Below are 20,693 nucleotides of genomic sequence, written 5' to 3'. Positions count from 1 at the left end.
TGGCGGTGGGCAGGGCGGCGGTGGCCGGGGCCGGCAGTCTGCGGCGGCCGGCGCGGGCCGGCAAGGCAACCCGGGGCCGGGCGGGGGCGGTTTGACAGCGGCCCCGGCAGTCCTTAACATTCTGCGGCTTATGTCCGCGAACGTGCCCGAACTGTTGGATGCCTGGCGGATGGTCGCAGCGCGCAGGGTCTTCGAAGACCGCCTGCCGCTCTCGGCGATGACCCGTCTGCAAGGCAGCCTGGCCGACACCGAAGGCGAATGCCGCTACACGCTGGAATTCGGCCGCGACGCTGTACTGCAAGTGTCCTATGTCGAACTGAAGATCGAAACCGAGCTGCCGCTGATCTGTCAGCGCAGCCTGCAGCGCTTCCTGCTGCCGGTGTCGAGCGTGCAGCGGCTGGGGCTGATCCGCAGCGAGGAAGAAGAAGCCGCGCTGCCGCCGGATCACGAGGCCTTGCTGGTGCCGGAAGACGGCATGCTGCGGCCGGCCGATCTGGTCGAGGACGAGCTGGTGCTGGCGGTGCCGCTGGTGCCGGTGGCGCCCGGAAGCGAGGCGGTCGATCGCGACTGGCCGGCGACCGAGGAAGAAACGAGCAAGGTCAACCCGTTCGCGGCGTTGGCGGCGCTGAAGAAACAGTAGCGGTCGGTCCGCCTGCCGCTGCCTGAGGTTGTTGCCGGACGCGCGCGTCCTGCGCGACGTAATGACGACAGATGTAAACGAACCGAGTTTGGAGCAATCCCATGGCTGTGCAGAAATCCCGTGTCACCCCGTCCCGCCGCGGCCAGCGCCGTTCGCATGACGCCCTCAGCGCCAAGCAGCTGTCGACCGATCCGACCAGCGGCGAGATCCACCTGCGCCACCACGTCACCGCCGACGGCTACTACCGTGGCAAGAAGGTGATCGCCACCAAGACCGCGCAGGTCGAAGAAGATTGATCCGTGCCCGTCCACCGCGCTGCGGCGGACGGAGTCACCCATCTTCACAGGCCGCGCCGCACCGGGGCGGCCTGCGTAACAGGCAACAGGAACCAGCATGAGCAAGCGGATCTATTCCAGGATCGCGGGCACCGGCAGCTATTTGCCTGAAAAAGTGTTGACCAACGACGATCTGTCGCACATGGTCGACACCAGCGACGAATGGATCCGCAGCCGTACCGGCATCCGCGAGCGGCACATCGCCGCCCCCGGCCAGACCGCCGGCGATCTGGGCTACGAGGCCGCGCTGAAGGCGATCGAAGCCGCCGGCATCGATGCCGCCCAACTCGACATGATCGTGGTCGGCACCACCACGCCGGACCTGATCTTCCCGTCCACCGCCTGCCTGATCCAGGCCCGCCTCGGCGTGGTCGGCTGCCCCGCGCTGGACGTCAACGCCGCCTGTTCCGGCTTCGTCTACGCGCTCAGCGTGGCCGACAAGTTCATCCGCAGCGGCGACGCCAAGACCGTGCTGGTGATCGGCACCGAAACCCTCAGCCGCATCGTCGACTGGACCGAGCGCACCACCTGCGTGCTGTTCGGTGACGGCGCCGGCGCGGTGGTCCTGCGCGCCGACGAAGACACGGGCATCCTCAGCACCCATCTGCATGCCGACGGCAGCAAGAAGGAACTGCTGTGGAATCCGGTCGGCATCGCCACCGGACTGGGCGACGGCACCGGCGATCCGGCCGCCGGCGGCATCCAGATGAAGGGCAGTGAGGTGTTCAAGTACGCGGTCAAGGCGCTGGACGCCGTGGTCGACGAGACTCTCGAGGCCAACGGCCTGGACAAGCACGACCTGGACTGGCTGATCCCGCACCAGGCCAACCTGCGCATCATCGAAGCCACCGCCAAGCGCCTGGAGCTGCCGATGGAGCAGGTGGTGGTGACGGTGGACATCCACGGCAACACCTCGTCCGCCTCGGTGCCGATGGCGCTGGATGTGGCGGTGCGTTCGGGCCGCGTGCAGCGCGGCCAGTTGCTGCTGCTGGAAGCCTTTGGCGGCGGCTTCACCTGGGGCTCGGCGCTGCTGCGCTACTGAGCCTGTTCCCGCGCCCGGCGCCGTTGGCGGCGTCGCGGCGCGCGATCTTGATCCGATGCCGGGCGTCGTGCGTCGTCTCCACGACGCGCGGTGATGCGCTGGCTCTCATGACGTCAGTACGTCTGCCGCGTGCACCACGATACGCAGGTGCGGTGCGCCTGCCCGCGCGACCTGCGCTTGGATGCGTCGCGTCCTTGCGATCTCGCATCGCCGACCATGCCCGCTCACTTGCGGAAAGCGCGATCGCCCAGCGTGCCGGTCAGTGCATGCGCGCCCCTCGCGCTGTCGCCTGGATGCCCAATGCTGCTCATGGGGGCGCTGCCTGCGCCGAGATGCGCTCCATCGCCTTGCCTGACCCGCGCGAGCGCAACGCCTTGCGCCCTTGCGCGTCCTGCTCGCCACCTGTGCCGTTCCTACGCGTCGCGTGCGCTTCCTGCCTGATACCGCGCACCACCAAGCCAGGGGTTGCCGCTGCGATGCGGCACGCCAGCCGCCATTTCACATACGCCCGGGTACAGACGCCCGGCCGGTTTCGCCCGTATCATCGCCGCTCGATTTTCGCAGGGCCAACCGCGTGACCGATTCCACACTCGCCTTCGTTTTCCCCGGCCAGGGTTCGCAATCGCTGGGCATGCTGGCCGAACTGGCCGAATTGCATCCGCAGCTGCGCGACAGTTTCGCCGAAGCCTCCGAGGGCGCCGGCGTGGACCTGTGGGCGCTGAGCCAGGGCGGCCCGGAAGAGATGCTCAACCGCACCGAGTACACCCAGCCGGCGCTGCTGGCCGCGAGCGTGGCGCTGTGGCGGCTGTGGCTGGCCGAGGGCGGGGCGCGTCCGGCGCAACTGGCCGGGCACAGCCTCGGCGAATACAGCGCGCTGGTCGCCGCCGGCGCCCTGTCGCTGCACGACGGCGCGCACCTGGTGCGGCTGCGCGGGCAACTGATGCAGGACGCCGCGCCGGCCGGCGTGGGCGCGATGGCCGCCGTGCTCGGCGCCGAGGACGCGCTGGTCGAAGAGGTCTGCGCGCAGGCCGCCGGCAGCCAGGTGGTGGTGCCGGCCAACTACAACTCGCCGGGCCAGGTGGTGATCGGCGGCGATGCCGCGGCGGTCGACCGCGCGCTGGCGCTGCTGGCCGAGCGCGGCGTGCGCAAGGCGGTGAAGCTGGCGGTCAGCGTGCCGTCGCACACCCCGCTGATGCGCGAGGCGGCCAACCGCCTGGCCGAGGCGATGCGCGGACTGGCCTGGCAGGCGCCGCAGCTGCCGGTGGTGCAGAACGCCGACGCGCAGGTGCACGAGGGTGTCGAGGCGATCCGCCAGGCGCTGGTCGAGCAGTTGTACCTGCCGGTGCGCTGGACCGGCTGCGTGCAGGCGCTGGCCGCCGGTGGCGCCACCCGCCTGGCCGAGTGCGGCCCGGGCAAGGTGCTGACCGGGCTGGTCAAGCGCATCGACAAGTCGCTCGACGGCCGTGCCCTGGGCACGCCCGCCGAGTTCGCCGGCGCGCGCGAGGCCTGGGCCTCCTGATCGCCGGCCGCCGCGCGGTGCGTGTCGCGCCCGCGCCGGCCTCCTTCTCCTTCCCCGGCGCCATGCGCCGTCCGTCTCCAAGGAAACCCAGATGAGCAAGCCATTGCAGGGCGAGATCGCGCTGGTCACCGGCGCCAGCCGCGGGATCGGCGCGGCCATCGCCGACGAACTGGCCGCACAGGGCGCCACCGTCATCGGCACCGCCACCTCCGACGCCGGCGCGCAGGCGATCGGCGCGCGCCTGGCCGCCCACGGCGGCCACGGCCGCGCGCTGGACGTCACCGACGGCGCCGCGGTCGATGCGCTGATCGAGGCGATCGCCAAGGAATTCGGCCCGGTCTCGATCCTGGTCAACAACGCCGGCATCACCCGCGACAACCTGCTGATGCGGATGAAGGACGACGACTGGCAGGCGATCATCGACACCAACCTGACCAGCGTGTTCCGCACCTCCAAGGCGGTGCTGCGCGGCATGATGAAGGCGCGCAAGGGCCGCATCGTCAACATCGCCTCGGTGGTCGGCGTGACCGGCAATCCGGGCCAGGCCAACTACGCCGCGGCCAAGGCCGGCATCATCGCCTTCTCCAAGTCGATGGCCAAGGAAATCGGCTCGCGCGGCATCACCGTCAACGTGGTCGCGCCGGGCTTCATCGATACCGACATGACCAAGGCGCTGCCGGAGGCGCAACGTACCGCGCTGCTGGAGCAGATCGCGCTCGGCCAACTCGGCCAGCCGTCCGACATCGCCAACGCGGTGGCGTTCCTGGCCGGTCCCGGCGCCGGCTACATCACCGGCGAAACCCTGCACGTGAACGGCGGGATGTACATGCCGTGAGCCTGCGGCGCAATGGACGCGCCTAAGTGGCTGATCGGCCGGCATTTGTGCAGCGCTGCAAGGGCCAGCCGGTTTCCACTACACTATCCAACGCGGCCATCGCAGCCCGATGGCGTTTTGTGAGTCCCTCACAGGAGCACCGCACATCCGTGTGCGGGGATCCTAAAACTCGAACCACCACTACTCCATCTGGAGCGATATCCCAATGAGCACCATCGAAGAACGCGTCAAGAAAATCGTCGTCGAACAGCTCGGCGTCAAGGAAGAAGAAGTCACCAACAACGCATCGTTCGTCGATGACCTGGGTGCCGACTCGCTGGACACCGTCGAGCTGGTGATGGCCCTGGAAGAAGAGTTCGAGTGCGAGATCCCGGACGAAGAAGCCGAGAAGATCACCTCGGTGCAGCAGGCCATCGACTACGTCAAGGCGCACGTCAAGAGCTGAGGCTGCGTTCGCGATCGCCATCGGCGCCTGCGTGGGCCCGATGCGCGTGACAATCCCATGGGGCCGCGCATGCGGCCCTGTGTTTTTACAGCGTCAAGGCCGCGCGTATCGCGGTGAGGAGATTTCGCAATGAGCCGTCGTGTCGTCGTAACCGGCATGGGCCTGGTGTCGCCGTTGGGCAATGACCTGGCCAGCAGTTGGGAAGGGATCGTCAACGGACGCTCCGGCATCGGCCCGATCACCCAGATCGATGCGTCTCAGTTCACCACCAAGATCGCCGGCGAGATCAAGGATTTCGATCCGACCAAGTTCATCTCGTCCAAGGACGCGCGCAAGATGGATTCGTTCATCCATTACGGCGTGGGCGCCTCGTTCATGGCGCTGGACGATTCCGGCCTGGAAATCACTGAGGCCAATGCCGAGCGCATCGGCGCGATCCTCGGCTCGGGCATCGGCGGGCTGCTCGGCATCGAGGAGCAGACCATCAAATTCCACGAGGGCGGCGCGCGCAAGATCTCGCCGTTCTACGTGCCCAGCACCATCATCAACATGCTGCCGGGCCAGGTGAGCCTGATCAAAGGGCTGAAGGGGCCGACCTTCTCCGCGGTCTCGGCCTGCGCCACCTCCAACCATTCCATCGGCACCGCGATGCGCATGATCCAGCACGGCGACGCCGACGTGATGCTGGCCGGCGGCGCCGAGCGCGGCTCCTCGCCGACCTCGGTGGGCGGCTTCTGCTCGATGAAGGCGATGTCCACCCGCAACGACGATCCCGCCGCCGCCTCGCGCCCGTGGGACAAGGAGCGCGACGGCTTCGTGCTCGGCGACGGCGCCGGCGTGCTGGTGCTGGAAGAGTACGAACACGCCAAGGCGCGCGGCGCGCGCATCTACGCCGAGCTGGTCGGTTTCGGTGCCAGCTCCGACGCCTTCCACATGACCGCCCCGAGCGAGGACGGCGAAGGCGCCGCGCGCAGCATGGTGGCGGCGATGAAGGACGCCAAGCTCAACCCGGACCAGATCGACTACCTCAACGCGCACGGCACCTCCACGCCGTTGGGCGACCTGGCCGAGACCCTGGCGATGAAGCGTGCGCTGGGCGATCACGCCTACAAGACCATGGTCAGCTCCACCAAGTCGATGACCGGCCACCTGCTCGGCGCCGCCGGCGGTGCCGAAGCGATCTTCTCGGTGATGGCGATCCATGCCGGCATCATCCCGCCGACCATCAACCTGCACGAGCCGGGCGAAGGCTGCGACCTGGACTACGTGCCGAACGTGGCGCGCGAGAAGCAGATCGACGTGGCGATGTCCAATGGGTTCGGCTTTGGTGGGACCAACGGGACGTTGGTGTTCAAGCGGGTCTGAGGGGGCGTAGCCCCTCGGGATTCGGGAGTGGGGATTCGGGATTGGGAGAAGCCGGCGCCTGATTGATGTAGCGCTTTCCTCCCTGACACGGGTGCGCGGCATGTCCGCGCTGCCATTCCCCGGCGCCGCATCGCCCGGTGGCGCCCGCGCCGCCTCACGTTTTCATTCTTCCAGCGGATCTTCGATGCTGCGTACCGTTCCCTTGTCGGCCGAGGTCGATCTGCTGGCGCTGCATCGCCTGGCGCCTGATCGGTATCCGGTGTTGCTGGAATCGGCGGCGTCGGGCACGGCGCAGGGGCGCTGGGACCTGTTGCTGGTCGCCGACGGGCAGGGCTTGCGGCTGGATCGCGACGGGGTCACCCGCGCGCTGGATGGTGCGGCGGTCGCCGGCGATTTCCTCGATGCGCTGGACGCGCGCTGGCAGGCCGAGCGCTGCGAACGCGACGAGCCGCGCTGGCCGTTTCGTGGCGGCTGGGCGTTGCTGCTGGACTACGAACTCGCTGCGCAGGTGGAGCCGGTGCTGCAGTTGCCGCCCTCCGCCGCGGCCACGCCCGCGGCGCTGGCCTTGCGTTGTCCCGCCGCGCTGCTGCGCGATCACGTCACCGGCGACTGCGTGGCGCTGGCCGAGCCCGCGCATGCGGCGTTGCTGGACGCCCTGCTCGCCGATCTGCAGGCGCTGACCGCGGCCGCACCGGCGCCGGCCTGGCAGGCGCCGCTGGCGATCGAGGAAGACCCGCCGCAGCGCTTCGTCGACGGCGTGCGCCGCATCCTCGACTACCTGCGTGCCGGCGACGTGTTCCAGGTCAATCTGTCGCGCCGCTGGTCGGCGCGCTTCGCCGCGCCGCTGGCGCCGGCGGCGCTGTACGCGCAACTGCGCCGCGCCAATCCCGCACCGTTCGCCGGCCTGTTCGTCGGCCACGGCCGCGCCGTGGTCAGTTCCTCGCCGGAACGGCTGGTGTCGGTGCGTGGCGACGTGGTCGAGACCCGGCCGATCGCCGGCACCCGCGCACGCGCGCCGGGCGACGACGAGGCCGCGCGCATTCGCGAACTGGTCGGGCACCCCAAGGAGCGCGCCGAGCACGTGATGCTGATCGACCTGGAGCGCAACGACCTGGGGCGGATCTGCGCGCCGGGCAGCGTCGAGGTCGACGAACTGATGACCGTGGAGAGCTACGCCCACGTGCACCACATCGTCAGCAACGTGCGCGGCCGGCTGCGTGCGGGCACCACGCCGGGCGAGACGATCCGCGCCACCTTCCCGGGCGGTACCATCACCGGCTGCCCCAAGGTGCGCTGCATGCAGATCATCGCCGAGCTGGAGCAGACTCCGCGCGGCGCCTACACCGGCGCGTTCGGTTGGCTCAACCGCGACGGCGACATGGACCTGAATATCCTGATCCGCACCGCCGAGGTGGACGGCGCGCAGGTGCAGTTCCGCACCGGCGCCGGCATCGTGTTCGATTCCGACCCGGAGCGCGAACTCGACGAGACCCGGGCCAAGGCGCGCGGCCTGCTGCGCGCGCTGGAGCCATGAGCGGGGCCGCGCGATACCGGGCCATGCCGGCCGCGCGGTATCCTGCACGCCATTGAATTCGCTCCGAGGTGGTCGTGGCTTGGGCTAAACGCGGGTGTCTGACCCTGCTGGGAACATTGCTGGTGCTGGCACTGCTGGTGGCCGCGGCCGGCGCCTGGTGGTGGCACAGCTATCGCGCCTTCGCCGAGCAACCGCTGCAGGCGTCCCAGCCCAGCGTGGAGGTGGCGCGCGGCGCCTCGCTCAACGGCGTGCTGCGCAAGCTGCGCGCCGCCGGCGTGACCCAGGGCAGCGACCTGCAGTGGCAGGTGCTGGCGCGCGAACTGGGCGTGGCCGGCAAGCTCAAGTTCGGCGAATACGCACTGCAGCCGGCGCTGAGCCCGCGCGAGCTGCTGCTGCGCATGCGCAAGGGTCAGGTGATCCAATACCGCTTCACCATCGTCGAAGGCTGGAACGTGCGCCAGTTGCGCAGCGCCTTGAACGCGGCCACGCCGCTGGTGCACACCACCGCCGACCTCAGCGACAGCGAACTGATGGCCAAGCTCGGCCAGCCCGGCCAACACCCGGAAGGCCTCTTCCTGCCCGAGACCTACCTCTACCAGCGCGGCGACACCGACCTGCAGCTGCTGCGCCGCGCGCATGCGGCGATGGACAAGGCCCTGGCCGAGGCCTGGGACGCGCGCGCCAAGGACCTGTCGCTGCAGTCGCCGGAGCAGGCGCTGATCCTTGCCTCGATCGTGGAGAAGGAAACCGGCCTGGCCGCCGAGCGCCCGCAGATCGCCGGCGTGTTCGTGCGCCGCCTGCAACTGGGCATGAAGCTGCAGACCGACCCGAGCGTGATCTACGGCATCGGCAGCGCCTACGACGGCAACATCCGCAAGCGCGACCTGGAGACCGATACGCCGTACAACACCTATACCCGCACCGGCCTGACCCCGACCCCGATCGCCATGCCCGGGCGCGAGGCGCTGCGTGCCGCCACCAATCCGGCGCCGGGCGACAGCCTGTACTTCGTGGCCATCGGCGACGGCAGCGGCGCGCATGCGTTCTCCGCCAACTACGCCGAGCACAACGCGGCGGTGGCGCGCTACCTGCAGCGTTTGCGCCAGGCGCGCAGCGACGCGGCGGTGTCGCCATGAGCGAGGCCGTGCTGCGCCACCATCGCTTCGTCAGCCTGGAAGGCGGCGAGGGCGCCGGCAAGACCACCGCGATCAACGCGATCCGCGATGCGTTGCAGGCGCAGGGCCACGAAGTGGTGCTGACCCGCGAACCGGGCGGCACGCCGCTGGCCGAGCGCATCCGTGCGCTGCTGCTGGACAAGACGCCCGGCGAAGTCGCCGAGCCGCTGGCCGCCGAGACCGAGCTGCTGCTGGTGTTCGCCGCGCGCGCGCAGCACGTGCGCGAGGTGATCCGGCCGGCGTTGCAGCGCGGCGCCTACGTGGTCAGCGACCGCTTCACCGATTCCAGCTACGCCTACCAGGGCGAAGGCCGCGGCCTGGACCGCGCCTGGATCACCGACCTGGAACGGCGCGCAGTCGGCCTGCAGCCGGGCCTGACCCTGCTGCTGGACCTGGACGTGCAGATCGGCCGCGCCCGCACCAGCGGCCGCGATCTGTGGCCGGACCGGATCGAGAGCGAGCAGGACGATTTCTTCCAGCGCGTGCGTGCCGGCTTCCGTCAGCGCGCCGCGCAGGACCCCCAGCGCTTCCGCGTCATCGACGCCAGCCAGCCGCCGCAGGCGGTCGCCCAGGCAGTCGCCGCCGCGCTGGCGGCGTGGGTGCAGCAGCAACAGGAGCCGACGCCATGAGCGACGCACCGTTCGCGCCGTGGCAGCAGCGCGCCTACGACCAGACCGTGGCTGCGCTCGACGCCGGCCGCCTCGGCCACGGCCTGCTGATCTGCGGGCCGGAAGGCCTGGGCAAGCGCGCGGTGGCGCTGAAGCTGGCCGCGCACGTGCTCGGCCAGGGCGAGCCGGCCGCGGCCCTGCGCAGCGCGCAGCTGATCGCTGCCGGCACCCATCCCGACCTGCAACTGATCTCGTTCATTCCCAACCGCACCGGCGACAAGCTGCGCACCGAGATCGTCATCGAGCAGGTGCGCGAGATCTCGCAGAAGCTGGCGCTGACCCCGCAGTACGGCGTTGCCCAGGTGGTGGTGGTGGACCCGGCCGACGCGATCAACCGCGCCGCCTGCAACGCCTTGCTGAAGACGCTGGAAGAGCCGCAGCCCGGCCGCTATCTGTGGCTGATCAGCGCGCAGCCGGCGCGCCTGCCGGCGACCATTCGCAGCCGTTGCCAGCGTCTGGAGTTCAAGCTGCCGCCGGCCGACGAAGCGATCGCCTGGCTGCTGGCGCAGGATTTCCCGGAGAAGACCGCGCGCGAAGCGCTGGACGCCGCGCGCGGCCATCCCGGCCTGGCCGCGCACTGGCTGCGCGAGGACGGATTGAAGCTGCGCCGGCAGGTGGCCGCGGACCTGGAACAGGTCGCCGCCGGCAAACTCGGCGCGCTGGACGCCGCGCAGCGCTGGAGCGGCGACGCACTCGCCGAGCAGCGCCTGGGCCATGCCGCCGACCTGGCGCTTGCCCAGGCGTCGCAGGCCGGCTTGACCGACCCGGCGCGATTGCACAAGCTGGCCGCGTGGTTCGACGCCGCCAATCGCACCCGCGATCTGCTGCGGACCACCGTGCGCGCCGACCTGGCGATCGCGGAACTGTTGCTGGCCTGGCGCGATGGCGATCGCCCGGCCCGGAGAGGGGCACAACGATGAGCGCGATGAGCGGACGCCAGGGCATCCTGTCGCTGGCGGTGAAGGACAAGGCGGCGCTGTACAACGCCTACATGCCGTTCGTGAAGAACGGCGGCATCTTCGTGCCCACCCCCAAGCGCTACTTCCTCGGCGACGAAGTGTTCCTGCTGCTGACCCTGCCCGATTCCAGCGAGCGCCTGCCGGTCGCGGGCAAGGTGATCTGGGTGACCCCGGTCGGCGCCCAGGGCAACCGCGCCGCCGGCATCGGCGTGCAACTGCCGGACAACAGCGAAGGCGAGACCATCCGCACCAAGATCGAGACCCAGCTAGCCGGCATCCTCAACGCCGACAAGCCCACCCAGACCATGTAGCGGCCGCGCGGCGACGCCGCGCAACGGACCTCGCAAGGACCCATTGACGCCGCGCGCCACAGCCCTATAATGTGCGGCTCGCGACACGGGCGGTTAGCTCAGCGGTAGAGCATTGCCTTCACACGGCAAGGGTCGCAGGTTCGAACCCTGCACCGCCCACCACGAATTTGAGTGTCAATGAAAAAGCCGGCCTAGTGCCGGCTTTTTTTGTGCCAGCTATGGCCCTGCTAATGCAGGGCTAGCCATGCTCCGTGGAGCAATGCGGAAAGCATGATCCCGAATGCAATTAACGCGGTACCTGCTGCTAGGCAAATCACCACAGCCCAGGCTGGCTGCAAGTAGCGCATCAGACTTGCCATCTTTTCCTTATGATCGCGCATGTGCGATTCGAACTCGGAAGGATTGTTTACTGCGCGAGCAAGCGAAATGTTGATCTTCGATCGAAAGATCATTCCAAAGACTTCCCAGCCCACAAACGCTGAAACGGAGAGTGCAAGGAAGATGGCTGATGCAAATGATGTCAAATGTGTAAATTTCCCAGATCCATTTCCGCTCATCTGTGCCCAAAGAGCAAATAGCGCGGCGTAGCCTACGACCATGATGACGTTGGTGTAACTGGCGGCAGCGGCCATGCTTTCGCGCAAGAGGTCTTTTTGCGCATTAACTAAATCGCCGCGATACATTTCTCTGTGCCAGTGCATGATTGCCAGAAAATCTGACTCCAGCACTCCAGCGGCCACCCAGACGTTGAAGCGATCGCTACCCTGGTAGAAGTGACGCTTCTCATAGACTGACTTAGCACCGGTTCCAGGCTCCACCCATTCGGATATAGATTCCCAATCCCCAGGGACATCCTTCCCGTTCGCAATGCCGCCCATCAGCTTTGACAGAGTGTGGTCCATTTTTCTCCCCAGTTTCCCTTGAAGCCTAACAACAAAAACCAAGCGAGCTTCTTGGCTGCTTCAATGGTTGATGTGTGGAAATCTAATATATAGGCATCGCTCTGGGCGGCTGTACTACCCTTAATAGTGATAGCGTAGCTGCGCTATCAGCAGGATGCTGCTCTCGACCTTGTAGACGATCCTGTGTTCGTCGTTGATGCGTCGCGACCAGTAGCCTGCAAGTGCATGGCGTAGCGGTTCGGGTTTGCCGATGCCCTGGAAGGGATCGCGTTGAATGGCCTTGATCAGGTCGTTGATGCGCTTGAGCATCTTTTTGTCGGCCTGTTGCCAGTAGAGATAATCCTCCCAGGCGTTGTCCGAGAACTGCAGCGTCACTCGCTCAGTTCCCGCGCCTTGCCGCGACCGGATTCGAGTTGGGCGATGGATTCCAGCAAGCGCTGCGCGTTCTTCGGGCTGCGCAGCAGATAGGCGGTTTCCTCCATCGCCTTGTAGTCCTCCAGGGACAGCATGACCACGGCTTGCTCGCGGCTGCGCGTGATGATCACCGGCTCGTGGTTGTTGACCACGCGGTCCATGGTGTCCGCGAGAGCGGCACGTGCGGCGCTGTAGGTGATGGTATCCATGATGGCTCCGAGTTGTACAATAAATTGTACGCTGGCGTGTATCCTTGTCAACGGGCATCCCTTGACCGGATGCGTGGAGATTCTGGGTGGAGTCACCAAGCGATGACCACTTGGATGCGACCGGCTCACGATCCGATCACAACATCGCTCGATACTGCAGGCATGCCCGAAGGCCCCTCGATCGTCATCCTCAAGGAAGAAGCCGCTGCGTTCGCCCGGCGCAAGGTGTTGCGGGTCTCCGGCAACAGCAAGCTGGACCTGGAGCGTATGCGTGGTCGCAAGATCCTGTCGCTGCGCAGTTGGGGCAAGCATTTCCTGATCGAGTTCGATGCGTTCAGTGTGCGCATCCATTTCCTGCTGTTCGGCAGCTATCGGATCAATGCGCGCAAGGACGCGTCGGCGCGCTTGAGCCTGGGCTTCGTCAAGGGCGAGGAGCTGAACTTCTATGCGTGTTCGATCAAGTTCATCGACGGTCCGCTGGATGCGGCCTACGACTGGACCGCGGACGTCATGAATCCCGATTGGGATGCGGCGCAGGCGCGGCGCAAGTTGCGGCAGCGGCCGCGTGCGCTCGCCGCCGATGCCTTGCTGGATCAGGACGTGTTCGCCGGGGTCGGCAACATCATCAAGAACGAGGTGCTGCACCGCATCCGTGTGCATCCCGAGAGCGAGATCGGTGCGTTGCCACCGCGCAAGCTGGCCGAGCTGGTGACGCAGGCGCGCGAATACAGCTTCGATTTCTATCGCTGGAAGAAAGCCTACGAACTGAAGAAGCACTACCAGGTGCACACCAAGACGGTGTGTCCGCGCGACGGTCATTTGCTCACTTATCGCAAGCAACTTGGCAAGGCGCAGCGGCGCGCGTTCTTTTGCGAGCATTGTCAGCGGCGGTATGCGCTGGATGATGGGCTCCAGACCGACATGTTCAAGTAATCCTGCTATCGCCAGCGAAGAGTGGATCGTGTCGGCGGCTGAAGAGGCATGTACCTTGGCTGCAGTGTCCGCATTGGATGAAGTGGCGAAGACCTCGTCGTCGGTGCCGGCGGCCCGACGTCCCCCCGCTTTCAGTAGCGGGGCTCTTTAGAGTCCGGGTTTCATCGTAGCGGCTTTGGCTGCTAGCTGTTGGGCATAGGCGGCCGGGGGCAGGCCGCCCAAGATCTTCTTCGGTCGCTCCTCGTTGTATTCCCGTCGCCAGGTCTCGATTTCGGTGCGGGCGTGCAGCAGCGTCGGGAACCAGTGCTCGTTGAGGCATTCGTCGCGCAGGCGGCCGTTGAAGCTCTCGATGTAGGCGTTCTGGTTCGGCTTGCCTGGCTGGATCAAGCGCAGCTGCACACCGCGCTCGTGGGCCCACGTCACCATCGTCTTGCCGCAGAACTCCTTGCCGTTGTCGGTGCGGATCACCTGCGGCAGACCCCGTGTCAGCGCCAGCCGATCCAGCACCCGGGCCACGCCGTGACCAGAGATGGCCCGCTCCACCTCGATCGCCACTGCCTCGTGCGTGGCATCGTCGACGATGGTCAGGGCCTTGAGCACCCGGCCCTCGGCGGTGCGGTCGAACACGAAGTCCATCGACCAGACCTGGTTGGCGGCTTCAGGCCGAAGCAACGGCTGGCGCTCGCCCAGCAGCACCTTCTTCCGCTTGCGCCGGCGCACCTGCAACCTGGCCTCCTGATACAGCCGTTCCACCCGCTTGTAGTTCACCGGCCACTGCTCCTGCCGCAGTTTCAGATAGATCATCCCGACGCCGTAGCGCTTGTGCCGCTGCGCCAGCGCCAGGATCCGCTCGCGCAGCTCGACGTTGCGATCCGGACGCGGGACGTAGCGCAGCGCGCTGGCGCTCATCCGCACCACGGCCAGAGCCCGTCGCTCCGTGAGCCCGCGCTCCATCAGCTGCCGCACCAGCATCCTGCGCGCCGGTGCGGTCACCACTTTTTTCGCAGGGCATCCTTGATGACGTCGTTCTCGAACAGCTGCTCGGCCAGCAGCTTCTTCAGCCGCGTGTTCTCCGCCTCCAGCTCCTTGAGCCGCTTGGCCTCCGGCACGCTCATGCCGCCGAACTTGCTGCGCCACAGGTAGTAGGACGCCTCGCTGAACCCGTGCCGCCGGCACAGGTCCTTCACCGCCACGCCGGCTTCGGCCTCACGCAGAAAGCCGATGATCTGCTCTTCGGAAAAGCGCTTCTTCACGTCCAATCTCCGTCTCGTTGGGGATTGGACTCCAAATCGCCGTGCTACTCAAAACTGGGGGGACGTCGGGCCGACGCGCATGCGTGAGGCAGGGCAATGGGGCGTCGCCGTCCGCCACGCACGCTGATCGTTCTTCGTCAGGAGCGCAGCGCCACGGCCTCGCCCTCGCACCGGCGGATGCCCAGTTCGGCGAGCAGGCCGGCCCAGCCGAGATCGGTGACCACTAGTGCGCGCGAGCCGTCGACGCGACGCAGCCAGTGTCTGGCGCAGAACTGATCGAGCAGGGCGGCGCCCAGGGCGCCGGCGAGGTGGTGGCGGCGTTCGGTCCAGTCCAGGCAGCGCCGGGCCAGAGCGCGGCGGCCCTGGGCGAGATGCGCCAGGTCCACGTCCATGCGCGCGAACCATGCCGCGCCTTCGGGGGAGACGGCGTAGCGGGTGGTGTCATCGTCGCCGGTCAGCCAGGCGCGCTGTTCCAGTGTCTCGGTGACGGCTACGCCGAGACGCCCGGCGAGGTGGTCGTAGCAGAAGCGTGCCAGGCGCAGCGGTTGGGCGTCGCGATGCGGGGTGCGGCGGCGTGATGTCTGTGGTGGCGCGAGAGTGGCCAGCGTCTCGAGCACGGTGGCGACGTGCGCGTTGGCCAGGCGGTAGTAGCGATGGCGGCCTTGGACCTCGACCGCCAGCAGGCCGCCGTCCAGCAGCTTTGCCAGGTGCGCGCTCGCGGTCTGCGGGGTGACGCCGCCGGCGAAGGCCAGTTCGCCGGCCGGCAGTGCGCGTCCATCGACCAACGCCATCAGCATGGCGGCGCGGGCCGGGTCGGCGATCAGGAACGCGGTCGCTGCCAGCTTGGGGTGTTCCAGATGCATCGTCACGCTCCCGAGGGACGTGGTGATCATAGGACTGGCCACGCCGCGACGTTTCGATGCGCGCCGAAACGATGCCGGTGGCGGATTCCTAGACTGCACGGATTCTCACCGGAGCCTGCCGATGCAGACGAACGAAACGCTGCCGAACCCCGTTGAAAGCGATGCGCACCTTGTGTTCGAACGCTGGCACCGGCATGTGGTCGCGCGCGATTTGCCGGCGTTGATGGCGCTGTATGCGCCGGATGCGCAGTTGGAATCGCCGTTGGCCTATGTGGCGTCGGCGGCGCGGCAGGACGGGCGGCTGCAGGGCCGCGATGCCATCGCGGCGTTCTTTGCCGCGTCCTTCGCCCAGCCCGAGAACGGCCTGGGGCGCTGGTACCGCAGCGGCCGCCGGCATGTGTCGGGGCGGCAATTGGTCTGGGAGTATCCACGCGAAACCCCGCAGGGCGACCAGGTCGATCTGGTGGAAGTGATGGACCTGGACGCCGCCGGATTGATCGCCTGCCACCGCGTGTACTGGGGCTGGAAGGGCGTGCAGACGTTGCTGGCTGCGATGGGCAGGCAGTCCTGAACTTGCGGGTGTTGCGGTAGCGAGCGCAACTGCACGTGCGCAGGCATCGCGTCCATCCGCGCGCCGCCGCGGCACCACCTCAATGAAAATCCCGGCTGCGGATGTCCAGGCCGAGCAGCATGGGCGTCAGGTCTTCGAGATGGCCGGCGATCAGGTGGCGGACCTTGCCTTCGGTTTCGACGCGGCCGCGAACCAGCAGCAGCCGCGATTCGAGCAGGGCCTGGCGCTGGCGCTCGGCCAGGCGTCGCCACACCACCACGTTGACCAGGCCGTGCTCGTCCTCGAGGGTGACGAAGGTGACGCCGCTGGCGGTCTGCGGGCGCTGGCGCATGGTCACCAGACCGGCGATGGCGACAGGGCTGGCATGCGGCAGTGCGCGCAGTTCGCCGGAATGGCGGTAGCGGCGCGCACGCAGCTGCGCGCGCAGCAGGGTCAGCGGATGTTTGCCCAGGGTGGTGCCGAGCGTCGCGTAGTCGGCGCGGATGTCTTCGCCCTGGCTGGGCAGCGGTAGCGCGACCTGCTGTTCGGGCGTCGCTGCGAGCGCTTCGAACAGCGGGCGCTGCGCTTCGACGCCGGCCACGGCCCAGCGAGCGCGATGGCGATGGCCGGCCAGCGCTTTCAACGCGCCGGCGTCGGCGAGCGCGGCGCGGGCCTTGTCGTCGAGCGCGGCGCGGTGACAAAGGTCGGCGAGGTCGTGGAACGGCGCCTGCGCGCGCGCCTGCTGCAGGCGCAGCGCGGCGTCCTCGGCCAGGCCGCGGACCAGGCGCAGGCCCAGGCGGATCGCCGGCTGCACCTGCGGGTCGCGGCTGTACGCTTCCAGGCTGCAGTCCCAGTCGCTGTAGCGCACGTCCACCGGCCGCACCTGCAGGCCGTGGCGGCGCGCGTCCTGCAGCAATTGGTCGGGGCTGTAGAAGCCCATCGGCCAACTGTTGATCAGCGCGCAGGTAAACGCCGCCGGCTCGTGGCACTTGAGCCAGCAACTGGCGTAGGTGAGCAGGGCGAAACTGGCGGCGTGGCTTTCGGGAAACCCGTAGCTGCCAAAGCCCTTGATCTGCTCGAAGATGCGTGCGGCGAATTCGGCGCTGTAGCCTCGCTCAAGCATGCCTTCCAGCAGCTTGTCGCGATGCGGTTCCAGCCCGCCGTGGCGTTTCCAGGCCGCCATCGAGCGGCGCAGCTGATCGGCTTCGCCAGGTGTATAGCCGGCAGCGTTGACCGCCAGTTGCATGACCTGTTCCTGGAACAAGGGAACGCCAAGGGTGCGCTTGAATACCTCACGCAGTTCCTCGGGCAAGGCATCGGGCTCTTCCTCGCCGCTACGCCGGCGCAGATACGGATGCACCATGCCGCCCTGGATCGGGCCGGGGCGCACGATCGCCACCTGGATGACCAGATCGTAGAACTCTTTCGGCTGCAGCCGCGGCAGCATCGCCATCTGCGCGCGCGATTCGATCTGGAACACGCCGATGGTGTCGGCGCGCTGGATCATCGCGTAGGTCTGCGGATCTTCGGCGGGAATGGTGGCGAGCGTGTAGTCGCGGCCGCGGTGTGTGCGCAGCAGGTCCAGGGTGCGCCGCAACGCGCTGAGCATGCCCAGCGCGAGCACGTCGACCTTCATCAGCCCGACCAGTTCCAGATCGTCCTTGTCCCACTGGATCACCGTGCGCTCGGCCATGGTCGCGTTCTCCACCGGCACCAGGGTGTGCAGCGCATGCTCGGAGATGACGAAGCCGCCGGGATGCTGCGACAGGTGCCGCGGGAAGCCGATCAGTTGGCTGGCGAGCACCAGCAGCCGCCGCATCACCGGCGTGTCCGGGTCGAAACCGCGTTCGCGCAGCAGCTCCTGCGCCGACTCCACCGGATCGCGCTGGCCCAGTGCGGAAGACAGTGCATCGACGGTGTCGCTGGGCAGGCCCAGTGCGCGCGCCACGTCGCGCACCGCGCTGCGCGTGTGGTAGCTGATCGCCACCGCGGCCAGTGCGGCGCGCTCGCGGCCGTAGTGGCGGAAGATGTACTGGATCACTTCCTCGCGGCGGTCGTGCTCGAAATCGATGTCGATGTCCGGCCGCTCCTTGCGCTCTTCGGAAATGAAGCGCTCGAACAGCATGCCGATGCGGTCCGGATCGATCGCGGTGATGCCCAGCGCGTAGCACACCGCCGAGTTCGCCGCCGAGCCGCGGCCCTGGCACAGGATGTCCTTTGAGCGCGCGAAGCGCACCAGATCGTAGACGGTGAGGAAGTAGGATTCGTACTGCAGCCGCTCGATCACGCCGAGTTCGTGTTCGATCAGGCGCCGCGCCTTGTCCGGCACGCCGTGCGGCCAGCGCTCGGCCGCGCCGCGTTCGGTGAGAATGCGCAGCCATTGCGTGGGCGTGTGCCCGGGTGGCACCAGTTCGTGGGGGTATTCGTACTGCAGGTGCCTGAGGTTGAACGTGCAGCGCTGCGCGATGCGCACTGTTTCGGCCAGCAGTTCCGGCGGATACAGCGTCGCCAGCGTGGCGCGTGGGCGCAGGTGGCGTTCGCCGTTGGGATACAGGTGGGCGCCGGTTTCGTGCAGCGGCAGGCGCTGGCGGATCGCGGTCAAGGTGTCCTGCAACGCGCGGCGGCCACGCGCATGCATGTGCACGTCGCCGCTGGCCACGGCGGGTAGTTGCAGGCGCTGCGCCAGGTCCAGCCGCGCCTGCAACAGCGCGGCATCGTCGGGGCCGCGCAGCAGTTCCACCGCCAGCCACAGTCGCTGCGGAAAACGTGCCTGCAGCCAGGCGCCGTCCGCGGCGTCGTCGCCGTCGCCGCGCGGCAGCCACAGGCACAGCAGGCCGGCGCCGTCTTCGGTGATGGCCAGGTCCTCGCGCAGCGCATGGTAGCTGCCCTTATCGGCGCGGCGCCGGGCCAGGGTGATCAGCCGGCACAGTCGCTGGTAGCCATGCAGCGTCTCGGCCAGCAGCACCAGCTTGGGCCCGTGTTCGAACTGGATCTCGCTGCCGACGATGAGGTGCAGGCCCATGTCCCGGGCCGCCTGCCAGGCGCGCACGATGCCGGCCAGGCTGCATTCGTCGGTGATCGCCAGGGCGCGGTAGCCGTGGTGCAGCGCGCGTTCGCACAGTTCCCAGGGGTGCGAGGCGCCGCGCTGGAAGCTGAAGTTGGACAGGCAATGCAGTTCGGCGTAGTCGGGCAGCGTGAGGTCCGCGGGAGTGGACGGCGCGCTGGTGGCAGGCGCGCTGGCTTGCGCAGGCGCAGGCGTCGGCAGCAGCCGCAGGCGCGGCGGCATGCGTGGATGCGGCGGGGTGTGGCTCATGCGAACCAGCCGTGCAGCATCAGTGCGTCCGGCGCGTCGGCCGGGGCGAAGGCCCAGGCGCGCTGGCCCTGGCGGGTGCGCACGACGTAGTAATCGCGGCGCACGTCGCCGTCGTCCCACCAGCCGCTCTCGATGCGTTCCGGCCCGGCCAGGCGTTCGGGCGCGCGTTCGCGCAGCGGCACCGGCCGTGGCAGCAGCCAGCCGGGGCGTGGCGGCGCGTTGGTGGCGGCTGTGGCCGTGCTGCGCGCCGTGCTGGATTCGGCGCGCCAGGCCAGTTCCGGGCGATGGTCGGCATGCGCGCGCAGGCCGTGCACGGCGTCGTCGCCCAGGCGCGCACGCAGGCGTTCGCGCAGTTGCTCCCACGGCAGCGCCTGCTGCGCGCGTTCGTCGAACAGTTCGCGCGCGGCCGGCACGAACGGCGGCAGTTCGTCGGCGCACAGGCGCAGTGCCTGCACCGGCGCCGGCACGCTGGCCTGCTGCAGGCGCCCGCGCGCCAGTTCGAACAGCATCGCCGCATCGCGCTCGGCGGCGAGCAGGCCCACCGGCACCACGCTTGGCTCCAGGTCCTCGTGTTCCAGCAGCAGGCGGAAGCGCTGCACGCCGCCATCGCGCCCGGCCAGGAACGCGGCCAGATCCTGGGTCAGCCGGCGCAGCGGGAACAGCAGCGCCTGGTTGGATTCGGTGGCATAGCCCAGTTCCACGCGCGCATCGAAGCGATCCGGCGGCAGGTAGTACTGCAGCGGCAGCGGCGCCTGCCCGCGCAACGCGTCCAGGTGTTGCAGCAGGGCCGGTGGATAGCGCCGCGCCAGCCCGGTGCGCGGTAGCGCGAACAGCTGCTGCAGGCGGCGCAGGCCCATCCGCGCGAAGCCGTCGGCCAGGGCCGGCGGCAGCCCGGCGCGGGCGATCGGCAACTGCCCCAGCGCGCGCTGCAGCGCGGCGTTGTCGAGCAGGGCGATGCCGTCGTGCGCATTGACCAGCGCGCGCGCGGCCAGCGGGTGCGGCGCGACCACGATGCGGTGGCGGAAGCCCAGCGCGGTCAGTTCCTCGCGCAGTCGCGCCTCGAAGCGCGGCCATGGCCCGAACAGGCCGAGGCTGGCCTCGATCTCCAGCAGCAGCGCGCCGGGGTAGTCGGTGCTGACCAGCGAACTGAAGCGGTACGCCCAGGCGGCGAGGAACTGCTGGCTGCGGCGGCTTTCCTCGGCATCGTGCAGGGCGGTGGCGAAGCGGTCGCACAGCGCCTGCGCGGTAACCAGCGATTGCCCGGGGCGCAGGCCGCGGGCGCGCGCGGCGGCGTTGACCGCCTTCAGCGTGCGCCGCTGCGGCGGACCGTCGAGCAGCGCCAGCGGTTCGTCCGGCGTCGGCCAGCGGCGCAGGACGGTGTCCAGCGCCAGTTGCGGCAACAGGATGCAGGCCCAGCGCATGGTGGCG

21 protein-coding genes and 1 tRNA gene are annotated in these 20,693 nt (G+C 68.4%); 15 read left to right on the top strand and 7 right to left on the bottom strand.

All coding sequences use genetic code 11. The features are described from left to right. The first annotated feature begins 130 nt into the window (after window positions 1-130). From AC1G9L_RS16795 to AC1G9L_RS16735, 13 genes are all read left to right on the top strand, one after another. Window positions 131-640, top strand: a complete 510-nt coding sequence (locus AC1G9L_RS16795) for a YceD family protein (protein WP_010342480.1) — start codon at window positions 131-133, stop codon at window positions 638-640. A gap of 101 nt (window positions 641-741) precedes the next feature. After that, the gene (gene rpmF, locus AC1G9L_RS16790) at window positions 742-936 is read left to right on the top strand and encodes a 50S ribosomal protein L32 (protein ID WP_010342479.1); all 195 of its coding nucleotides are present in this window, start codon (window positions 742-744) and stop codon (window positions 934-936) included. A 97-nt stretch (window positions 937-1,033) separates the two neighbouring features. Continuing rightward, on the top strand, window positions 1,034-2,017 hold the full coding sequence (locus tag AC1G9L_RS16785; RefSeq protein WP_019801497.1) for a beta-ketoacyl-ACP synthase 3: 984 nt from the start codon (window positions 1,034-1,036) through the stop codon (window positions 2,015-2,017). Between the two features lie 574 nt (window positions 2,018-2,591). Beyond that, window positions 2,592-3,536, top strand: coding sequence for an ACP S-malonyltransferase (fabD, locus tag AC1G9L_RS16780; protein WP_043092930.1), 945 nt, complete (start codon window positions 2,592-2,594; stop codon window positions 3,534-3,536). Window positions 3,537-3,627: 91 nt separating this feature from the next. After that, complete coding sequence (fabG, locus tag AC1G9L_RS16775) at window positions 3,628-4,371, top strand: 3-oxoacyl-ACP reductase FabG (protein ID WP_010342476.1); 744 nt, start codon at window positions 3,628-3,630, stop codon at window positions 4,369-4,371. A 205-nt stretch (window positions 4,372-4,576) separates the two neighbouring features. Further along, window positions 4,577-4,816, top strand: a complete 240-nt coding sequence (acpP, locus tag AC1G9L_RS16770; protein WP_010342475.1) for an acyl carrier protein — start codon at window positions 4,577-4,579, stop codon at window positions 4,814-4,816. A 129-nt stretch (window positions 4,817-4,945) separates the two neighbouring features. Then, complete coding sequence (gene fabF, locus AC1G9L_RS16765) at window positions 4,946-6,181, top strand: beta-ketoacyl-ACP synthase II (protein ID WP_267084661.1); 1,236 nt, start codon at window positions 4,946-4,948, stop codon at window positions 6,179-6,181. Between the two features lie 184 nt (window positions 6,182-6,365). Then, window positions 6,366-7,715: an aminodeoxychorismate synthase component I gene (locus tag AC1G9L_RS16760; protein WP_481069553.1), complete on the top strand. Its 1,350-nt coding sequence runs from the start codon at window positions 6,366-6,368 to the stop codon at window positions 7,713-7,715. Between the two features lie 68 nt (window positions 7,716-7,783). Then, window positions 7,784-8,851: an endolytic transglycosylase MltG gene (gene mltG, locus AC1G9L_RS16755; protein ID WP_481069552.1), complete on the top strand. Its 1,068-nt coding sequence runs from the start codon at window positions 7,784-7,786 to the stop codon at window positions 8,849-8,851. Further along, a complete protein-coding gene (tmk, locus tag AC1G9L_RS16750; protein ID WP_019801343.1) occupies window positions 8,848-9,519 on the top strand; it encodes a dTMP kinase in 672 nt (223 codons plus the stop codon). The genes mltG and tmk overlap by 4 nt, the downstream gene beginning before the upstream one ends. Next, complete coding sequence (locus AC1G9L_RS16745) at window positions 9,516-10,478, top strand: DNA polymerase III subunit delta' (RefSeq protein ID WP_481069551.1); 963 nt, start codon at window positions 9,516-9,518, stop codon at window positions 10,476-10,478. Before tmk ends, AC1G9L_RS16745 begins: the two co-directional genes overlap by 4 nt. Further along, the gene (locus tag AC1G9L_RS16740; RefSeq protein WP_010342469.1) at window positions 10,475-10,828 is read left to right on the top strand and encodes a PilZ domain-containing protein; all 354 of its coding nucleotides are present in this window, start codon (window positions 10,475-10,477) and stop codon (window positions 10,826-10,828) included. Before AC1G9L_RS16745 ends, AC1G9L_RS16740 begins: the two co-directional genes overlap by 4 nt. An 87-nt stretch (window positions 10,829-10,915) precedes the next feature. Next, a tRNA-Val gene (locus AC1G9L_RS16735) sits at window positions 10,916-10,990 on the top strand. A 65-nt stretch (window positions 10,991-11,055) separates the two neighbouring features. On the opposite strand, the gene AC1G9L_RS16730 is transcribed toward AC1G9L_RS16735, so the two are convergent. The 3 genes from AC1G9L_RS16730 to AC1G9L_RS16720 all read right to left on the bottom strand — a co-directional run bounded on the left by AC1G9L_RS16730 (window position 11,056) and on the right by AC1G9L_RS16720 (window position 12,353). Further along, window positions 11,056-11,730, bottom strand: coding sequence for a hypothetical protein (locus AC1G9L_RS16730; RefSeq protein WP_481069550.1), 675 nt, complete (start codon window positions 11,728-11,730; stop codon window positions 11,056-11,058). A 120-nt stretch (window positions 11,731-11,850) separates the two neighbouring features. Then, window positions 11,851-12,105 (bottom strand): Txe/YoeB family addiction module toxin, encoded by a 255-nt coding sequence (locus AC1G9L_RS16725; protein ID WP_019800274.1) that lies wholly within the window; start codon window positions 12,103-12,105, stop codon window positions 11,851-11,853. After that, the gene (locus tag AC1G9L_RS16720) at window positions 12,102-12,353 is read right to left on the bottom strand and encodes a type II toxin-antitoxin system Phd/YefM family antitoxin (protein WP_017907919.1); all 252 of its coding nucleotides are present in this window, start codon (window positions 12,351-12,353) and stop codon (window positions 12,102-12,104) included. The genes AC1G9L_RS16725 and AC1G9L_RS16720 overlap by 4 nt, the downstream gene beginning before the upstream one ends. 162 nt (window positions 12,354-12,515) lie before the next feature. On the opposite strand from AC1G9L_RS16720, the gene AC1G9L_RS16715 reads away from it, so the two are divergent. Continuing rightward, window positions 12,516-13,286: a DNA-formamidopyrimidine glycosylase family protein gene (locus tag AC1G9L_RS16715; RefSeq protein ID WP_019800273.1), complete on the top strand. Its 771-nt coding sequence runs from the start codon at window positions 12,516-12,518 to the stop codon at window positions 13,284-13,286. A 147-nt stretch (window positions 13,287-13,433) separates the two neighbouring features. On the opposite strand, the gene AC1G9L_RS16710 is transcribed toward AC1G9L_RS16715, so the two are convergent. Together AC1G9L_RS16710 and AC1G9L_RS16705 are read right to left on the bottom strand one after the other, a co-directional pair. Continuing rightward, window positions 13,434-14,539 (bottom strand): IS3 family transposase gene (locus tag AC1G9L_RS16710; protein ID WP_481069175.1). Its coding sequence is split into 2 segments (ribosomal slippage): window positions 13,434-14,281 and window positions 14,281-14,539, totalling 1,107 coding nucleotides; the frame shifts between segments, so codons are not numbered across the junction. 137 nt (window positions 14,540-14,676) lie between these two features. Beyond that, entirely contained in the window at window positions 14,677-15,402 is a 726-nt protein-coding gene (locus AC1G9L_RS16705; protein WP_481069549.1) for an ArsR/SmtB family transcription factor, read from the bottom strand. A 121-nt stretch (window positions 15,403-15,523) separates the two neighbouring features. Between AC1G9L_RS16705 and AC1G9L_RS16700 the strand changes: the two genes are divergently transcribed. Then, a complete protein-coding gene (locus AC1G9L_RS16700; RefSeq protein ID WP_019801723.1) occupies window positions 15,524-15,973 on the top strand; it encodes a nuclear transport factor 2 family protein in 450 nt (149 codons plus the stop codon). Between the two features lie 79 nt (window positions 15,974-16,052). Here AC1G9L_RS16700 and AC1G9L_RS16695 read toward each other — a convergent pair whose 3' ends face one another. Beyond that, complete coding sequence (locus AC1G9L_RS16695) at window positions 16,053-19,265, bottom strand: error-prone DNA polymerase (protein WP_481069548.1); 3,213 nt, start codon at window positions 19,263-19,265, stop codon at window positions 16,053-16,055. After that, the gene (locus AC1G9L_RS16690) at window positions 19,262-20,686 is read right to left on the bottom strand and encodes a Y-family DNA polymerase (RefSeq protein ID WP_481069547.1); all 1,425 of its coding nucleotides are present in this window, start codon (window positions 20,684-20,686) and stop codon (window positions 19,262-19,264) included. Before AC1G9L_RS16690 ends, AC1G9L_RS16695 begins: the two co-directional genes overlap by 4 nt. Between the last annotated feature and the right edge of the window lie 7 nt (window positions 20,687-20,693).

It is taken from the genome of Xanthomonas sp. NCPPB 1132 (assembly GCF_056629235.1).
This window is presented reverse-complemented; position numbering and strand designations above follow the sequence as displayed.

What these genes read in the sequence shown, in the direction of transcription:
- AC1G9L_RS16795 (WP_010342480.1), top strand. Translation starts at nt 131, where the DNA reads ATGTCCGCGAACGTGCCCGAACTGTTGGATGCCTGGCGGATGGTCGCA.
- rpmF (WP_010342479.1), top strand. Translation starts at nt 742, where the DNA reads ATGGCTGTGCAGAAATCCCGTGTCACCCCGTCCCGCCGCGGCCAGCGC.
- AC1G9L_RS16785 (WP_019801497.1), top strand. Translation starts at nt 1,034, where the DNA reads ATGAGCAAGCGGATCTATTCCAGGATCGCGGGCACCGGCAGCTATTTG.
- fabG (WP_010342476.1), top strand. Translation starts at nt 3,628, where the DNA reads ATGAGCAAGCCATTGCAGGGCGAGATCGCGCTGGTCACCGGCGCCAGC.
- acpP (WP_010342475.1), top strand. Translation starts at nt 4,577, where the DNA reads ATGAGCACCATCGAAGAACGCGTCAAGAAAATCGTCGTCGAACAGCTC.
- fabF (WP_267084661.1), top strand. Translation starts at nt 4,946, where the DNA reads ATGAGCCGTCGTGTCGTCGTAACCGGCATGGGCCTGGTGTCGCCGTTG.
- AC1G9L_RS16760 (WP_481069553.1), top strand. Translation starts at nt 6,366, where the DNA reads ATGCTGCGTACCGTTCCCTTGTCGGCCGAGGTCGATCTGCTGGCGCTG.
- tmk (WP_019801343.1), top strand. Translation starts at nt 8,848, where the DNA reads ATGAGCGAGGCCGTGCTGCGCCACCATCGCTTCGTCAGCCTGGAAGGC.
- AC1G9L_RS16745 (WP_481069551.1), top strand. Translation starts at nt 9,516, where the DNA reads ATGAGCGACGCACCGTTCGCGCCGTGGCAGCAGCGCGCCTACGACCAG.
- AC1G9L_RS16740 (WP_010342469.1), top strand. Translation starts at nt 10,475, where the DNA reads ATGAGCGCGATGAGCGGACGCCAGGGCATCCTGTCGCTGGCGGTGAAG.
- AC1G9L_RS16730 (WP_481069550.1), bottom strand. Translation starts at nt 11,730, where the DNA reads ATGGACCACACTCTGTCAAAGCTGATGGGCGGCATTGCGAACGGGAAG.
- AC1G9L_RS16720 (WP_017907919.1), bottom strand. Translation starts at nt 12,353, where the DNA reads ATGGATACCATCACCTACAGCGCCGCACGTGCCGCTCTCGCGGACACC.
- AC1G9L_RS16715 (WP_019800273.1), top strand. Translation starts at nt 12,516, where the DNA reads ATGCCCGAAGGCCCCTCGATCGTCATCCTCAAGGAAGAAGCCGCTGCG.
- AC1G9L_RS16705 (WP_481069549.1), bottom strand. Translation starts at nt 15,402, where the DNA reads ATGCATCTGGAACACCCCAAGCTGGCAGCGACCGCGTTCCTGATCGCC.
- AC1G9L_RS16700 (WP_019801723.1), top strand. Translation starts at nt 15,524, where the DNA reads ATGCAGACGAACGAAACGCTGCCGAACCCCGTTGAAAGCGATGCGCAC.
- AC1G9L_RS16695 (WP_481069548.1), bottom strand. Translation starts at nt 19,265, where the DNA reads ATGAGCCACACCCCGCCGCATCCACGCATGCCGCCGCGCCTGCGGCTG.
- AC1G9L_RS16690 (WP_481069547.1), bottom strand. Translation starts at nt 20,686, where the DNA reads ATGCGCTGGGCCTGCATCCTGTTGCCGCAACTGGCGCTGGACACCGTC.